Genomic DNA, 14837 nt, shown 5'->3' with positions numbered 1-14837 from the left:
CATCGTTGTCCGCCCGCATCGTGCGACGAAGCCGCCGCCTCCGCAACTGGTCCGTCAGAGCCCTACCGGATGCTGCCGGCGCGGATCGAAGGCGGAGAAGCAGAGGAAGCCGAACAGGAAGCCGCCGACATGCGCCTCCCAGGCAACGGCCGTGCCCTCCCCCAGGAGCAGCCCGGCGCCGGATCCGAGCGCGATGTTGGTGACGAAGAAGACGATGATGAAGAAGAGGACGGTGCGATCCGACAGGCTCCGCGGGATCGAGAGCAGCGGCGCATAGGCGACGTCGCCGCGCCCCATGGCGCCGAGCGCGAAACGCGCCGCACCGCCCATCAGGGCGGACACGACGCCCGAGGCACCGATCATCGGCTGGATGAGGTCCGGGTTCATCACGTAGAAGAAGGCAGCGCCCGCGACCGCCCCGAAGGCACTGAAGACGAGGAACCGTCCGGCGCCGAGCCGCCGCGCCACCGGCGTCCCGAACGCGAGCATCCACACCGCGTTGGTCCCGTAGTGCACCCAGTCGCCGTGCAGGAAGGCGTGAGTGATCGGCGAGGTCCAGGCGGCGAACGGCTCGCGCAGGAGACAGATTTCGTCGCTCGACCCGTAGCAGCCCGCCAGGAACGACAGGTTCAGGAGCGCCCAACCGCCCTGCACGTCGTCGAGGACGTCGACGCGAACCCAGTGGATGAAGGCCAGGAATCCCAGAAGGCCGAGCACGATGCTCGGAACGTTGAAGGCAGGCTGCCGAGGCGGCGGCTGCGGGATGTCGAAGGGATCGGACGGCGACGGGCGGGGATCGAGCGACAAGACGTGAGGACTCCAGATGGCTGTCTCGTTGTATCGCCCGGCGGCGGGAGGGCAATGCGCCTGACGCCGCACGAGACGATCGGCGACACGCGCCGCTGCCCCTACGGCACTCCGCGATGGTTCCCGATCGCTTATCTCGACGGCACCGCGACAAGCCCTTGTTAAGCCTCATGGCTTATCACTTGGAAACCAGTGAAGCGGGCCGAGACCATGTTGAACACCTTGCCGAAGACCCTCGCCGTCTCGGAAGACCGCCGTCACTTCAAGCGGGTGTCGATCGATCTTCTCGGCCGCTTCATGCTGGAGGATCAGCGCGAATATCCCTGCCGGATCGACAACATGTCGCCGGGGGACGTGGCGATCGTGACGCCGGTGGAGCCGGCCAAGGGCGAGCGGGTCATCCTCTATGCCGATCAGATCGGACGCCTGGAAGGCAACGTCGCACGCTGCTTCAAGGGCGGCTTCGCGCTCGTCCTGAACGCCACGGAGCGCAAGCGCGAGAAGCTGGCGGCGCAGCTGATGTGGCTCGCCAACCGCTCCGAACTGTCGCTGCCCGAAGACCGCCGCCACGAGCGCCTTCAGCCGCGCAATCCGATCATCCGGATGGTGCTGGACGACGGCCGCGGTTACGAAGTCCGCATCAACGACCTGTCGCTGTCCGGCGCGGCGATCGTCTGCGCCGTCCGTCCGGCGATCGGCTCGCGCATCACGCTCGGCACCATGACCGGACGCGTCGTCCGCCAGCTCGAAGACGGTGTCGCCGTTGAGTTCTCCTCGCTTCAGACGCGCGAATCCCTGCTCGACCATCTCGGCTGAACGACGCGTCCGAACCCTTCCCGCGACGAAGCTGTGGATAACGGGGAGCATTTTCGGCTCCCCCCGGCGCCTCGCGCCAGGGCCCGTTAAGGTCTTGCTCATCCTTTCTTAAGGAGTGTGGCAAGCGTGTTCTGCGTTCCCGACTGCGACCGACCCGGCCCCGTTAACCGGAAATGCGTCGGCGCATTAACGCTTCGCTCCGCCCTCCCCCGATCCCCGGTCCCCGCATCGGCCACGCCTTCATCTTCATGGAGGCGGGGGCGTCATGCTTACCGAAGCATTCTGCGTGCGAACCGCTTCTTAAGCGTCATTCTTCAGATCCCGGCAAGCAAAAGATCTGAACAAATCGAGGATCAGTTTACGAAAATTCATATCGGGCGTTTGGACTTCAAGTAAATCCGGTCTGCGACTGTGCGTGCGTCACCGCTGGAGACCGAAAGTGCAGATCTCGAACCGCCTCTTCTCGCTCGTCATGCTTCTGGTCGCCGGCCTCCTGTTCACGGGCAAGGCCGACGCCGCGATGACGCTGCGCGGGCCGACCTCCCAGCCGATCGGACATTTCGAGTTCTGCAAGTCCTACCCGGAGACCTGCGGACCCAACGCCGAGACCGGCATCATCCAGATCACCGACCGTTCGTGGCAGTCGATCATCGAGGTGAACAACACGGTCAACGAGGGCATCATCCCGCGGACCGACATGGAGATGCACGGCGTCGCCGAGCTCTGGTCGTATCCGTCGATCGAGGGTGACTGTGAGGACTTCGTTCTGCTCAAGCAGTACATGCTGGAGCGCGAAGGTTTTCCGCGCTCGGCCCTGCTGATCACGGTGGTTCGCCAGCCGAACGGCGAGGGCCACGCGGTCCTGACCATCCGCACGAACCGCGGCGACATCGTTCTGGACAATCTCGACAAGCGCGCGCTCGACTGGACGCTGACGCCCTACAAGTTCCTGAAGCGCCAGTCCGAGCAGAACTCCGCCAAGTGGGTGGCGATCGAGGACGGCCGGGACATGCTGGTCGGCTCGGTGCGCTGACCCTTCCCGCCGCTCGTCCCACGAAAAAGGCCGGCTCGAAGCCGGCCTTTTTGCTGTCTGCAGTTCGGCCTCGCGAGCGGGCGGAACGTCGTTTCAATCGAGATCGATATCGAGAACCGTGATCGTGACGTGGTAGGAGGTCTCACCCTCGTCGGTGTCCTTGCCCACCGTGCCGATGAAGTCCTCGCCGACATAGATCTCGGCAGTGTCCTTCTTGCGCGGCATCGCCTTGACCTGAATGCCGGATGTCTTGAACGTCCGGTTCAGATAGGCTTCGAGCTTGCGGATTTCGTCGGGCTTCACGAGGTCGGTCTCCTTGGGCGCATTCTGCGCGACGGGCGTGCAATGGCCGAAACGGCCAAGAGGATGCAGCCTCAGTCGGCGCGGGTGAAATTCTGATCCATGGCGCGCGCGGGCTCGGCGCAGCCGGACGTTCCGACGATCCGCGCTGGCACGCCGGCAACGGTGGAGTTCGGCGGCACCTCCGCCAGGACCACCGAACCGGACGCGATCTTCGAGCAGTCGCCGACCCTGATGTTGCCGAGGATCTTCGCGCCCGCCCCGATCAGGACGCCGTTGCCGATCTTCGGATGCCGATCGCCGAACTCCTTGCCCGTGCCGCCGAGCGTCACGTCCTGCAGGATCGAGACGTTGTCACCGATCACCGCCGTGAAGCCGACGACGAGGCCCGTGGCATGATCGAGGAAGATGCCGCGCCCCATGCGCGAGGCCGGGTGGATGTCGGTCTGGAACACCGACGACGAGCGGGACTGGAGATACAGCGCGAAATCCTTGCGGCCCTCGTTCCACAGCCAATGCGCGAGACGGTGCGTCTGGATCGCGTGGAAGCCCTTGAAGTAGAGCAAGGGCTCGATCATCCGCTCGCAGGCGGGGTCGCGATCGAAGACGGCCTGAAGGTCGATGCGTAGGACACCGCCCCATTCGGGACGGGCGGCGGCCATCTCCTCGAAGGCCTGCTCGATGTGGCAGGCGGGAAGGTCGGCATGGTCGAGCCGCTGTCCGATCCGGAAGGCGATCGCCGATTCCAGCGAGCGATGATTGAGGATCGAGGCGTAGAGGAAACCGCTGAGCGCTGGCTCACGCTCGGCCGCGGCCATGGCTTCGTCCCGCGCCCGGTTCCAGATCGGATCGATCGCCTGAACGCGGTCGACGGCAGACTTCATCAAGACGGTCATCGTCATCCTGCTTTCGCTCGCTCGCGTTCCGCATGTCGCAGACAAGATAAGCGCGCTGCCACGATGCACCAGTCCATGGGTGAACGGGTCGGCGCGGCATTCCGTTTCGCTGGCTCTAGCCGAACGCACCGATTTTGAAAATGCCGACCGCCCTCAGGCGTCGAGCTCCCCTCGGTTTCGATCGAGGAAATCGACGACCGCCGCCTTGAACGTCCGGTCGCCGACCGCCAACATGTGATCGCGGTTGGCGATGGCGAAGACCTCGGCGTTCGGCATCAGGGCGCCGAGGCGCTCGGGCGATCCGGCTATGTCGTCGCGCGTTCCGACGCCGATCAGCGTCGGCTGATGGAGCGCCCCCACCTCGGCCTCCGTCAGTTCCCGGCGGGACGTCGCGATGCAGGCAGCGAGCGCATGACGATCGCTGCCGGTCCGATCGGCGAAGGCGCGGAACATTCGGCCGCGCTCGTGCGTGACGCCCTCGAGCGAGGGCGCCATCAGCGCGTCGGCGATCGGGTCCCAGTCGCCGACACCCTCGACCAGCCCGATGCCGAGCCCGCCGAAGACGAGAAGCGGGAACCGATCCCGATGCATGCGCCCTGCAAAGGCCGAGACCCGCGCGCCCATGGAATAGCCGAAGAGGGCGGCGCGCCGGATCGCGAGGCGATCGACGAGCGCGACGAGATCGCCCACCATGGCTTCCGGCGTGTAGCCCGCCGGATCGTGCGGCTTTTCGCTCTGGCCGTGCCCGCGATGGTCGAAGGCGACGACGCGCCAGCCGGCCTTCGTCAGCGTGTCCACCCAACCCGGATCGATCCAGTTGACGCGCATGTTCGAGGCGAAGCCGTGAACGAGGACGATGGCGGGCGCCGTGCGATCGCCCTCGTCGATGTATTCCAGACGCAGACCGTCGTTATGAAACTCGGGCATCGGACACGTCACTCCGCTCTCGCCGAACCAAGGCGCTTCCGATAGCGCGAAGCAGGCCGCGAGAACCACCTGTTCTTTTCGTTGAGGGATGGATAAGTTCCGCCCGCTTCGAGACGAGCGAATGGAGGCGGCAGCATGGCCGACTACGGAACCCCCCACTTCCAGAACGACGGGGGCCATGGGGTGATCGAGATCGGCGTCGCCGAATTCATGTGCGTCGGCGCGACCCCGCCCTACGATCACCCGCATGTCTATCTCGACATGGGCGACGAGGGCGAGAAGGTCTGCCCCTACTGCTCGACCCTCTACAAGCTCAACACGTCGCTGAAGCGCGACGAGAGCGTGCCGCCCGGCTGCTTCTACCACCACCGCGCCGCCTAGAGCCCAGCGCGCATGCCGGACGCCATCGTCGCCGGCGCGGGCATCGGGGGGCTGACCGCAGCGATCGCGCTGGCGCAAAAGGGCTGGCGCGTCCGTGTCCGGGAACGGGCTGCCCGGCTGGAGCCGGTCGGCGCCGGCATCCAGCTCTCGCCCAACGCGCTCGACGTGCTCCACCGCCTCGGCGTGCCGATCGATCAGGTCGGGATCGCGGCCGACAGCGTCGTGCTTCGCGATGGTCCAAGCGGGCGGCGGATCGCCACGGTTCCTGTGTCGAGTTCGGACGGCCGCGGCTACCGCGTTCTCCACCGTGCGGATCTCCAGCGCGCGCTTCTGGAGACCGTGTCGGGCATCTCGGGGATCGAGCTTTCCCTCGGCGACACCCTCGTCGATCTCGACGCTGACGACGGGGGTGTCCGCACCGCCTTCGAAAGCCGGCAAGGCACGACGCAGGACCGAAGCGACCTTCTCGTCGCCGCCGACGGCGTGCATTCGGCCGCAGCACGGCTCCTCGGTTTTCCAGCCCCCTTGGTGTCCGGCGCGACCGCGTTGCGCTTTATCGCAGGTTCGGGCGTACGGGCCGGGCCGGCCGCCATTGAGGCGTGGCTCGGTCATCGCCGCCATGTGGTGCGCTACCGCATCGACGCCGCCGGTACGCAGAATATCGTCGTGATCGTCCCGGACGGTGATCCGAGTCTCGGACCGGTCGCCGCTTGGGATCCGTCGCTGGCTGCCATGCTCTCGGCGGCAGAGCCGGTCGGCTCCTGGCCGCTTCTGACGGTGGAACCGCGCTGGCGGGCGGAAACCGGGTGGCCGGTCGCGCTGATCGGCGATGCCGCCCACGCGATGTTGCCTTATGCCGCCCAGGGCGCGGCGATGGCGATCGAGGATGCCTTCGTCCTGGCGGCCTGCGTTTCCGGCGGCGGCGGCTACCTGGCGGATGGCCTCCGCCGGTTCGAGGCGCTACGCGCGCCGCGTGTTCGGCGCGTTCTCGAGCGGGTCGCGTTCCACAAGCGCGTCTATCACCTGCCTCGCCCGCTCTCGTTCGCGCGCGATCTTGCCCTCGCGGTCCGGTCTGCAACCTCCCTGCGCCGCGATCTGGCTTGGCTCTACGACTGGCGGGCGAGCGCCGGCGGGGATGATTCCACGAACTGATCAGCCGCCTCGCGGTCTGCATTCCCTAATGCATCGACCGGCCTAGTTTGCCAGGCAACGGCTTCCCCCGACGTGCGCACGCCGTCGACGGACCAACCGGCAGTTGCAAGGGACGTAACCAGAAGGCCGATCGATGATCAGACTGAAGAACACCGGACGCTTGCTGACGGTGACGGCTCTCGCCGCCTCCACCGCCATGACGGGTCCGCTCGCCGCCCTTGCCCAGGGAGCGGAAGGGCGTCCGCCTGCAATCGAGGAAGGGGCACCGGAGGCACCGCGCGGCCGCGTCGCCGAGCCCGAGGCACCGGCGGAACGCCCGGCCCCAAGCCGTCAGCAAGAGGCTGCTCCGGAAGCCGAAGCTCCGGCCGAGCGTCCCGCTCCGCGCCGCCAGCGCGAGGCCGCGCCCGAGGCGGAAGCCGACGCCCCCACCGAGCGCCCGGCGCCTCGCCGTCAGCGCGAGGCCGCCCCGGAAGAAGCACCGCAGCGTGCGCGACAGGCCGAGCCTGATGCGCCCGCCGAAGAGCCGGCTCAGCGTCGAGGTCGCGAGCGTGCGCCGGAGCCGGACGCCGCGCCCGCGCGCGGCAACGCGGCCGAACCGGGACAGGCCCGCGAGCCCGAGGCTCCGGCCGAGCGTCCGGCGCCACGCCGCGACCGCGCCCCGGCGCCCGAGGGGCAGGCCGAGCCCGAGCGCCCGCGCGCACCAGCCGACGCCGAGCGTCCGCCCGAGCCCGAGGGGCAGCCGCGCCGCGGTCAACCGCGTGATCCGAATCGTCCCCGCGCGCCCGGCGAACCGGAGGCTCCGGCCGGCGAGCGTCCCGCCCGCCCTGCGGATGCCGCGCCCGATAGCGGGCCCGCACGCAACGCGCCTCAGGGCAACCCGGCCGAGCTTCCGACGGACGCGGGAACGCAGAACGACCTGTCGAACGGCGCAGCCGGAACCCGCAACGGTGCCGAGCCCGCCGCCCGCCCGCCGGCCGCTGCCGCGCCGGGCAACCGCCCGGCCGGGACGGGAGAGACGCCCGCCGCTCCGCCGACCGCAGCGCCGGGTGCTCAGCCTGCAACGCCGCCGGCCCCGGGCGCCCAGCCGCCGGCGGCCGGCGCCAACCCGGCCGAGCCTCTGGCCACGCAGACCGCCCCGACCGATCCCGCCCTGCGTGGTGCGCCTGGCGCACCGGTCGCACCCGGGACCCCGCCAACGCCGCCCGTTCCGAACGGGGCTCTTCCGGTGCCGGGCACCGTGCCGGGCCAGCCGGCCCCGGCTGCCCCCGGCACGTCTCCAACGCCGCCGCTTCCGAACGGCGCGCTGCCGGCTCCCGGCACCCCGGCACCCGGCCAGCAGGCGGTCGCGCCGCCGCCGGTCGAGAACCCGCGTCCCGTCGCTGCCGACGTCCAGACGGCCCCGGTGCCGGCGGGCGGTGTCGCCACCAACGACGCGCGCGTTCAGCAGTTGGCGGCACCGGTCCAGGTGCGTCCGATCACGGCCGAGCAGGGGCAGCGCCTCGAAGCGCCTCCGCAGGTCGTCCTGCCGAACGATGTCCGGGTGGTGGAACGCGTCGGCGACCGTGACGTCCTGTCGCTCGTCGGTGCGGGGATCGCGGGGGCTGCGGCCGGTGCGGCCGCGGCCTACTTCATCCGCTCGGACGACACCGATCGCCTCGTGGTCGACTCGCGCGACGTGTACTACGAGCGGCTGCCGCGGGGACTGACGCGCCAGATCATCACGCGCCCGAACGGCGTTCAGGTCGTCACGATCGAGAACGAATACGGCGACGTGATCCAGCGCTCGCGCATCGCGGCCGACGGTCGCGAGACGGTTCTCTTCTACGATCCGTACGCGGAAGACGACAACCGGCCGGACTACTCCTACGACGCCGGGGCGGACCTTCCGCCGCTGCGCCTCGAAATCCCCGAGGACCGCTACATCGTTGATGTCGCGCAACCCAACGAGGAACTCTACTACGACACGCTCGTCGCTCCGCCGGTGGAAACCGTCGAGCGGATCTATTCGATCAACGAGGTTCGCCGCAGCGAGCGTATCCGTGACAAGGTGCGCCGGATCGATCTGAACACGATCAACTTCGCGTTCGGATCGGCCGAGATCGAGCAGAGCGAGGTCGACAACCTTCAGGCGTTGGCCGATGCGGTCAAGCGCGTGGTGGATCAGAACCCCGCCGAAGTCTTCCTGCTCGAAGGCCACACGGACGCGGTCGGCAGCAACGTCGCCAACCTTGCGTTGTCGGATCGGCGTGCGGAAGCGGTCGCGAAGGCGTTGACCGAGTACTTCGAGATCCCGGCGGAGAACATCGTGACGCAGGGCTACGGCGAGGAAGACCTCAAGGTCGATACGCAGGAGGCCAATCGCGAGAACCGCCGCGTGACGCTGCGCCGGATCACCCCGCTGGTGAAGCCGGTGGAAACGTCGCAAGCCAACTGACGGAACATCGATCGCAAGGGCCGGGGCTGCAAAGCCCCGGCCTTTTTCGTTGACTGCAATTCAGGTCGTCTTGTCCTCGACCTCCGCGACCGGCTGGCGCTCCGCCGACAGGAAATTTGCCAGCGGCTGAAGGCTGTCGATGTATCCGGCGACGATGCGCACGCCCACCATGATCGGCACGGCGAGAAACATGCCGACGACGCCCCAGATCCACCCCCAGAACGCCACCGCGAGAAAGATGGCGGCGGCATTCATCGCCAGCCGGCGCCCGACCAGAATCGGCGTCAGGAACTGCCCTTCGACCGTCGTCGCCGCAAAATACAGAAGCACCGGCAGGAGGGCGCCCGCCGCGTCGCGGTGCTCCGCAAGGCCGACCAGCCCGACCAGCATCATCCCGCCGATCGCGCCGAGATAGGGAATGAAGTTGAGAGCGAAGGCCAGAACGCCGAAGACCGGCGCCATCGGCAGACCGATCACCCACATGAGGCACCCGATCACGCAGCCGAGCCCGGCGTTGATCACGGTGATCGTGAAGAGGTAGCGCGACAGCTCGGTCTCGATCTCGTGGGCGATCGTCAGCGCGAGCTTCTTGTCGGAGAGCCTTGGCAGGGATTCGATGAGCTTCTGGTAGAACAGGCTGCCGGACGACAGGAGGAAGAACAGGAAGATCAGCGCGAAGGCTATGCTCGCCCCGATCTGCGGGACCATCAGCGCCGCGCTGTTGAGAAGCTGCGGCCCGTCGATGATCACGCTTTGCGGCTGCTGCGTTCCGTCCTGTGCGCCCACGGCCTCCGACGCCTCCATTCGAGCGCCGCGCAGCGCGCCGAGACGTTCGCGGACGGTATCGATCTCCTCGTTCACGACGGAGACGTATCGGGGAATGTTGCCGGCAAGGTCGGTCAGCGGTCCCGTCAGGAACGAGAAGGCGCCGATCAGCAGCAGGAAGGTTCCGAACACCAGAGCCGCTGCCGTCAGCGGCGGCCAGATATGGAGCCTGCGCTGGCCGAAGCGGACGACCGGTGCCAGTACGAGCATGAAGAGAAGGGCGAAGACCACCGGGAGCACGAAGCTCGATGAGAGGTACAGCGCCCCGAACAGCATGATTAGGAAGATGCCGACGATCGCCCAGCGGGGTCCGGCCTGGAAGGTCTGCCGGTTCACGAGGCCGATGGCGGGGGTCACGATCGCCGGCTCCCGGGTCTCTCCGCTCGTCTCGCTCATCGCTGTCTTCCGGCATGCCTTCGAGTTGTAACGCCGGACGTACCGCGACGTTCCGCCGCGCTCCAAACGTCAGGGCCGGCCCCGCGACAGCGGGACCGGCCCTCGAAACGCCTGCCGGACGAACCGGAGGATCAGTGCAGGATCTGGCTGAGGAAGAGCTTCGTGCGCTCGTGTTGCGGGTTCGAGAAGAACGCGTTCGGCTCGTTCTCCTCGACGATCTGACCGGCATCCATGAAGATCACGCGGTCGGCCACTTGGCGGGCGAAGCCCATCTCGTGGGTGACGCAGATCATCGTCATGCCGTCGTTGGCGAGCGACACCATCGTATCCAGCACCTCCTTCACCATCTCGGGGTCGAGCGCCGAGGTTGGCTCGTCGAAGAGCATGACCTTCGGGCGCATGCAGAGCGCGCGCGCGATCGCGACGCGCTGCTGCTGGCCGCCCGAGAGCTGGCCTGGATATTTGTTCGCCTGCTCCGGAATGCGCACGCGGGTGAGGAAGTGCATGGCCACCTCCTCCGCCTTCTTCTTCGGCATCTTGCGCACCCAGATCGGGGCCAGCGTGCAGTTCTCCAGAATGGTGAGGTGCGGGAAGAGGTTGAAGTGCTGGAACACCATGCCGACCTCCTGGCGCACCAGATCGATCTTCTTGAGGTCGTTCGTGAGTTCGACGCCGTCGACGACGATGCGGCCCTTCTGGTGCTCCTCCAGCCGGTTGATGCAGCGGATCATCGTCGACTTGCCGGAGCCCGAGGGGCCGCAGACGACGATCTTCTCGCCGCGCCGGACGCGCAGGTTGATATCGCGCAGCACGTGGAACTCGCCGTACCACTTGTTGACGCCGGCCAGTTCGATCGCGGGGCCGGACGACTGCGGAGCCGGATTGGCGGACGGATTGCTCATGTCAGGATCCTGCGCGCTGGAATGTGGTTGTGCCGGTCGATACGCCGGCTTGGGACAGGTGCGACCGGGTCAATGCTTTCGACCTCGCGCCAGCCGCCGCTCGATGAAGATCGAGTAGCGCGACATCGAGAAACAGAACAGCCAGAAGGCGAAAGCGCCGAACACGAGGCCCGTCGCCGGCGTCGACGGCGTGATCCAGATCGGATCGCCGAACCCGCGCCGGATCGTGCCGAGAAGATCGGCAAGACCGATGATGTAGACGAGGCTCGTGTCCTTGAAGAGCCCGATGAACGTGTTGACGATACCCGGGATCACCAGCGTCAGCGCCTGCGGCAGGATGATCATCCGCATCTTCTGCCAGTAGGTCAGCGCCATCGCGTCGGCGCCCTCGTATTGCCCCTTGGGGATCGCCTGGAGACCGCCGCGGATCACCTCGGCCATGTAGGCCGCGGCAAACAGCGAGACGCCGACGAGGACCCGCAGAAGCTGGTTGAAGCTGACGCCCGCCGGCAGGAGCAGCGGCAGCATGAAGTTCGCCATGAAGAGGACGGTGATCAGCGGAACGCCGCGCCAGAACTCGATGAAGATCACGCACAGGAGACGCACCGCCGGCATCTTCGACATGCGTCCCAGCGCGAGGAGGATACCGAGCGGCAGGGATGCGGTGATGCCCGTGAGCGCCACCGTCAGCGTGATCAGGAGGCCGCCCCAGAGGTTGGTCGGCACGAACTCCAGACCGAAGTTCGATGTCAGGATGAGCACGAAGGCGAGCGCCGCGACCGTCGGCAGATAGAGGCCGAGGAGGCTCGACCCGGTCTCGGCGGTACGGGTGGTCGCGACGATCGCCAGGACGATCGAGGCGACGGCCGCGGCGAAGCCGACGAGGCTCAGCATCTCGAAGCGAAAGGACAGGAACAGGATCCGGCCGCTGTTGATGTAGAACGAAGCGAACGAGACCACGAAGGCGAGAACGGCGAGCCACAAGGCCACCTTCATGGCGCCGGTGCGCATGACCGTGGTGCTTCGTCCGGTGGCCAGGAAGATCGTCGCCGCCGCTGCCAGCGCGAAGACGATGCCGATCGCCGAACCCGACATCGCGAAGCGTCCGCCTGTCAGAAGAACGAGCGCCGCAAGCGGGAACAGGAGGAACAGGAGCGCCGCGTTCAGACGCTTGAACGGCACCTTCGGGATCGCGATCGGCACGATCAGGGCCACCAGCGCGAAGAACACGAGTTGCACCCTCCACCGCTCGTCGAGCGGATAGGTGCCGTAGAGAAACTGGTCGAACTTCGCCCCAACAAAGGCCCAGCAGGCGCCGACCTCGCGCGTTTCCGTCGACAGGCAGGCCGTGCGGTCCGATCCCGTGAAGACCGCGTTGACGATCCCCCACTGGACGAGCCCGTTGATGACATAGGCGACGAGGAGACCGCAGACGATCGTCAGGACGGCGTCGAACGGGGTCGCGAAGAGATGCTTGCGGACCGTGCCGAAGGCTCCGGTCTCGCTGGCCGGCGGCGGGAGCGGCTCGATCTGGCCGCGGGCGACGAAACGGGCGACTTGTTCTTCCATCGTCCGGCCCTCAGCGCTCGACAAGTTTCATGCGGCGGTTGAACCAGTTCATCAGGATCGAGACCGTGACACTGATACCGAGGTAGACGGCCATCCAGATCACGACCACCTCGATCGACTGACCTGACTGGTTGAGCACCGTCGACCCGACGGCAACGAGATCGGGATAGCCGATCGCCAGGCCGAGCGAGGAGTTCTTGATGAGGTTCAGATACTGGGAGGTCAGAGGCGGGATGATGACGCGGAAGGCCTGCGGCACGATCACGAGGCGCAGCGCCTGGCCGCGCCGCAACCCGAGCGCGGCAGCGGCCTCGTTCTGCCCCTTGGAGACCGACAGGATGCCAGCGCGCACGATCTCGGCGATGAAGGCCGCCGTGTAGACCGAAAGGGCCAGAAAGATCGCCAGGAACTCGGGCCGGATCTGGAAGCCGCCGGAGAGGTTGAACGTGCCGAGCTTCGGGATGTCGAGCTTCGCCGGGAAGCCGGTCGCCGCGAAAACGACGAGCGGCAGGACGATGATCAGGCCGAGAGCCGGCAGCATCAGTCCTGGACGGTGTCCCGTGGCACGCTGGCGCGCGGCAAAGACGCGGGAGAGCACGATCGTGGCGACGATGCCGACCACGAACGCCCAGAAGGTGGCGGCGGCGGCGGGCTCGAAGATCGCCTTTGGCGTCTGCAGGCCGCGGTTCGAGATGAAGGAATCGAACGGCAGCTCGATCGCGTTGCGCGGGAGCGGCAACACCGAGAGCACGCCGAAATACCAGAAGAGGATGACGAGGAGCGTCGGGATGTTGCGGAACGTCTCGACGTAGACGGTGCAGAGCCCGCGCACGAGGAAGTTGTGCGACAGACGGCCGATGCCCACGAGAAAGCCGATGATCGTGGCCGCGACGATCCCCGTGCCGGCAACGATCAGCGTGTTGACGATGCCCACCACGATCGCGCGGCCGTAGGGCGCGTTGTTGGTGTAGGCGATCGGCACCTGCGAGATGTCGAAGCCCGCGCGCGTGTCGAGGAAGCCGAAGCCCGAGGCGATGTTGGCGCGCTGCAGGTTCTCCGCGGTGTTGCCGACGATCCACCAGGTGAAGGCCGCAATGGCGGCCAAGAGCGTCACCTGGATGACGATACTGCGCACCTTGGGATTGGTGAAGACGGAATCACGCGTGTGTTCCTGTGGCGCCATGCCCGAGCTTACCGTCATGAAGGTCCTTCTTCGGATCGGGAGACGGACCCGCCGCCGAAGCGGCGGCGGGTCTCAAGGCTAGCGGTCGGCTGGAATCAGCGGATCGGCGGAGCGTACTGAAGGCCGCCCTTCGTCCAGAGCGCGTTCTGGCCGCGCGCGATGCCGAGCGGCGAACCCGTGCCGACGTTGCGCTCGAAGAGTTCGCCGTAATTGCCCACCGCCTTGACGATGTTCACGACAAAGTCGTTCGACAGGCCGGCATCGGCGCCGAACGTGCCTTCGACGCCGAGCAGGCGACGGATCTCGGGGTTGGCCGAGTTCTTCATCTCCTCAACGTTCGCCTGGGTCACGCCGAGCTCCTCAGCGTTGAGCAGCGCGAAGTGGGTCCACTTCACGACGTTGAACCACTGGTCGTCGCCCTGGCGGACGGCAGGGCCGAGCGGCTCCTTCGAGATGATCTCGGGCAGGACGACGTGGTCGTCCGGCGTGCCGAGCTCGAGGCGCGAGGCGTAGAGACCGGACTGGTCGGTGGTGAGAACGTCACAGCGGCCGCTGTCATAGGCGCTGTTGACGTCCGACTGCGCCTCGATGACGACCGGGTTGTACTGCATGTTGTTGGCGGCGAAGTAGTCGGCGAGGTTCAGCTCGGTGGTGGTGCCGCTCTGCACGCAGACGGTCGCGCCGGACAGCTGCAGCGCGGAGTTCACGTTGAGTTCCTTGCGGACCATGAAGCCCTGGCCGTCGTAGTAGTTCACGCCAGCGAACTTGAGGCCGAGCGAGGTATCGCGGCTCATGGTCCAGGTCGTGTTGCGGGCGAGGACGTCGACCTCGCTGTTCTGCAGCGCCGGGAAGCGCTGGACGGCCGAAAGCGGCGAGTAGACGACCTTGGACGGGTCGTTGAAGATCGCTGCGGCGATCGCCTTGCAGTAGTCGACGTCGAGGCCGGCCCACTGGCCCTGGTCGTTCTGGAAGCCGAAGCCCGGCAGGCCGGTGTTGACGCCGCAGCGCACCGTGCCGCGCGCCTTGGTGTCGTCGAGCGTTGCGGCGGAGGCGTGGGTCGTCACGGCGCCGAACGCGGACAGGCAGAGAGCGGCGGTCAGTAGCTTCAGTTTCATCCGATTACCTTCAAGTTCGCCCGGTTGCTGATATGAATGAGGGGACCCGGCGCTTCTCTCGAAACGTCCGATGCCGGAACCCACGTGAGGAGGCTCGGCGC

13 protein-coding genes and 1 pseudogene are annotated in these 14837 nt (G+C 67.1%); 5 read left to right on the top strand and 9 right to left on the bottom strand.

The window, feature by feature from the left end:
- Positions 1 to 54 precede the first annotated feature (54 nt).
- On the bottom strand, positions 55 to 807 hold the full coding sequence (locus ACLNGM_RS12595) for a rhomboid family intramembrane serine protease (RefSeq protein WP_416355178.1): 753 nt from the start codon (positions 805 to 807) through the stop codon (positions 55 to 57).
- Positions 808 to 1017: 210 nt separating this feature from the next.
- Here ACLNGM_RS12595 and ACLNGM_RS12590 point away from each other — a divergent pair, with 210 nt between their 5' ends.
- Together ACLNGM_RS12590 and ACLNGM_RS12585 are read left to right on the top strand one after the other, a co-directional pair.
- Positions 1018 to 1623, top strand: coding sequence for a PilZ domain-containing protein (locus tag ACLNGM_RS12590; RefSeq protein WP_416355177.1), 606 nt, complete (start codon positions 1018 to 1020; stop codon positions 1621 to 1623).
- A 472-nt stretch (positions 1624 to 2095) separates the two neighbouring features.
- On the top strand, positions 2096 to 2656 hold the full coding sequence (locus ACLNGM_RS12585) for a transglutaminase-like cysteine peptidase (RefSeq protein WP_090966033.1): 561 nt from the start codon (positions 2096 to 2098) through the stop codon (positions 2654 to 2656).
- Positions 2657 to 2749: 93 nt separating this feature from the next.
- Here the strand turns inward: ACLNGM_RS12585 and ACLNGM_RS12580 are convergent, their stop codons facing one another.
- The 3 genes from ACLNGM_RS12580 to ACLNGM_RS12570 all read right to left on the bottom strand — a co-directional run bounded on the left by ACLNGM_RS12580 (position 2750) and on the right by ACLNGM_RS12570 (position 4779).
- Complete coding sequence (locus ACLNGM_RS12580; RefSeq protein WP_055886669.1) at positions 2750 to 2959, bottom strand: DUF3126 family protein; 210 nt, start codon at positions 2957 to 2959, stop codon at positions 2750 to 2752.
- A 71-nt stretch (positions 2960 to 3030) separates the two neighbouring features.
- Positions 3031 to 3840 carry a serine O-acetyltransferase gene (gene cysE, locus ACLNGM_RS12575; protein ID WP_416355176.1) on the bottom strand — a complete coding sequence of 270 codons (810 nt, stop codon included), beginning with the start codon at positions 3838 to 3840 and terminating at the stop codon, positions 3031 to 3033.
- 165 nt (positions 3841 to 4005) lie between these two features.
- Complete coding sequence (locus tag ACLNGM_RS12570) at positions 4006 to 4779, bottom strand: alpha/beta fold hydrolase (RefSeq protein ID WP_416355175.1); 774 nt, start codon at positions 4777 to 4779, stop codon at positions 4006 to 4008.
- A gap of 135 nt (positions 4780 to 4914) precedes the next feature.
- Between ACLNGM_RS12570 and ACLNGM_RS12565 the strand changes: the two genes are divergently transcribed.
- The 3 genes from ACLNGM_RS12565 to ACLNGM_RS12555 all read left to right on the top strand — a co-directional run bounded on the left by ACLNGM_RS12565 (position 4915) and on the right by ACLNGM_RS12555 (position 8746).
- A complete protein-coding gene (locus ACLNGM_RS12565; RefSeq protein ID WP_090965989.1) occupies positions 4915 to 5160 on the top strand; it encodes a zinc-finger domain-containing protein in 246 nt (81 codons plus the stop codon).
- 12 nt (positions 5161 to 5172) lie between these two features.
- Positions 5173 to 6312 carry an FAD-dependent monooxygenase gene (locus ACLNGM_RS12560; protein WP_416355174.1) on the top strand — a complete coding sequence of 380 codons (1140 nt, stop codon included), beginning with the start codon at positions 5173 to 5175 and terminating at the stop codon, positions 6310 to 6312.
- A 133-nt stretch (positions 6313 to 6445) separates the two neighbouring features.
- The gene (locus ACLNGM_RS12555; protein ID WP_416355173.1) at positions 6446 to 8746 is read left to right on the top strand and encodes an OmpA family protein; all 2301 of its coding nucleotides are present in this window, start codon (positions 6446 to 6448) and stop codon (positions 8744 to 8746) included.
- Positions 8747 to 8806: 60 nt separating this feature from the next.
- On the opposite strand, the gene ACLNGM_RS12550 is transcribed toward ACLNGM_RS12555, so the two are convergent.
- The 5 genes and pseudogenes from ACLNGM_RS12550 to ACLNGM_RS12530 form a co-directional block, all read right to left on the bottom strand.
- Positions 8807 to 9967 (bottom strand): AI-2E family transporter, encoded by a 1161-nt coding sequence (locus ACLNGM_RS12550; protein ID WP_416355172.1) that lies wholly within the window; start codon positions 9965 to 9967, stop codon positions 8807 to 8809.
- Between the two features lie 131 nt (positions 9968 to 10098).
- Positions 10099 to 10803 (bottom strand): annotated as a pseudogene (locus ACLNGM_RS12545) (amino acid ABC transporter ATP-binding protein); the annotation flags it as partial.
- A 135-nt stretch (positions 10804 to 10938) separates the two neighbouring features.
- On the bottom strand, positions 10939 to 12438 hold the full coding sequence (locus ACLNGM_RS12540; protein ID WP_416355171.1) for an amino acid ABC transporter permease: 1500 nt from the start codon (positions 12436 to 12438) through the stop codon (positions 10939 to 10941).
- Between the two features lie 10 nt (positions 12439 to 12448).
- Complete coding sequence (locus ACLNGM_RS12535) at positions 12449 to 13639, bottom strand: amino acid ABC transporter permease (RefSeq protein WP_416355170.1); 1191 nt, start codon at positions 13637 to 13639, stop codon at positions 12449 to 12451.
- Between the two features lie 77 nt (positions 13640 to 13716).
- The gene (locus tag ACLNGM_RS12530; protein ID WP_416355169.1) at positions 13717 to 14736 is read right to left on the bottom strand and encodes an amino acid ABC transporter substrate-binding protein; all 1020 of its coding nucleotides are present in this window, start codon (positions 14734 to 14736) and stop codon (positions 13717 to 13719) included.
- Positions 14737 to 14837 lie beyond the last annotated feature (101 nt).

The organism is Aureimonas phyllosphaerae (genome assembly GCF_047943035.1).
GTDB lineage: Bacteria > Pseudomonadota > Alphaproteobacteria > Rhizobiales > Rhizobiaceae > Aureimonas > Aureimonas phyllosphaerae.
This window is presented reverse-complemented; position numbering and strand designations above follow the sequence as displayed.

What these genes read in the sequence shown, in the direction of transcription:
- ACLNGM_RS12540 (WP_416355171.1), bottom strand. Translation starts at nt 12,438, where the DNA reads ATGGAAGAACAAGTCGCCCGTTTCGTCGCCCGCGGCCAGATCGAGCCG.
- ACLNGM_RS12565 (WP_090965989.1), top strand. Translation starts at nt 4,915, where the DNA reads ATGGCCGACTACGGAACCCCCCACTTCCAGAACGACGGGGGCCATGGG.
- cysE (WP_416355176.1), bottom strand. Translation starts at nt 3,840, where the DNA reads ATGAAGTCTGCCGTCGACCGCGTTCAGGCGATCGATCCGATCTGGAAC.
- ACLNGM_RS12535 (WP_416355170.1), bottom strand. Translation starts at nt 13,639, where the DNA reads ATGACGGTAAGCTCGGGCATGGCGCCACAGGAACACACGCGTGATTCC.
- ACLNGM_RS12560 (WP_416355174.1), top strand. Translation starts at nt 5,173, where the DNA reads ATGCCGGACGCCATCGTCGCCGGCGCGGGCATCGGGGGGCTGACCGCA.
- ACLNGM_RS12585 (WP_090966033.1), top strand. Translation starts at nt 2,096, where the DNA reads ATGCTTCTGGTCGCCGGCCTCCTGTTCACGGGCAAGGCCGACGCCGCG.
- ACLNGM_RS12530 (WP_416355169.1), bottom strand. Translation starts at nt 14,736, where the DNA reads ATGAAACTGAAGCTACTGACCGCCGCTCTCTGCCTGTCCGCGTTCGGC.
- ACLNGM_RS12550 (WP_416355172.1), bottom strand. Translation starts at nt 9,967, where the DNA reads ATGAGCGAGACGAGCGGAGAGACCCGGGAGCCGGCGATCGTGACCCCC.
- ACLNGM_RS12590 (WP_416355177.1), top strand. Translation starts at nt 1,018, where the DNA reads ATGTTGAACACCTTGCCGAAGACCCTCGCCGTCTCGGAAGACCGCCGT.
- ACLNGM_RS12570 (WP_416355175.1), bottom strand. Translation starts at nt 4,779, where the DNA reads ATGCCCGAGTTTCATAACGACGGTCTGCGTCTGGAATACATCGACGAG.
- ACLNGM_RS12555 (WP_416355173.1), top strand. Translation starts at nt 6,446, where the DNA reads ATGATCAGACTGAAGAACACCGGACGCTTGCTGACGGTGACGGCTCTC.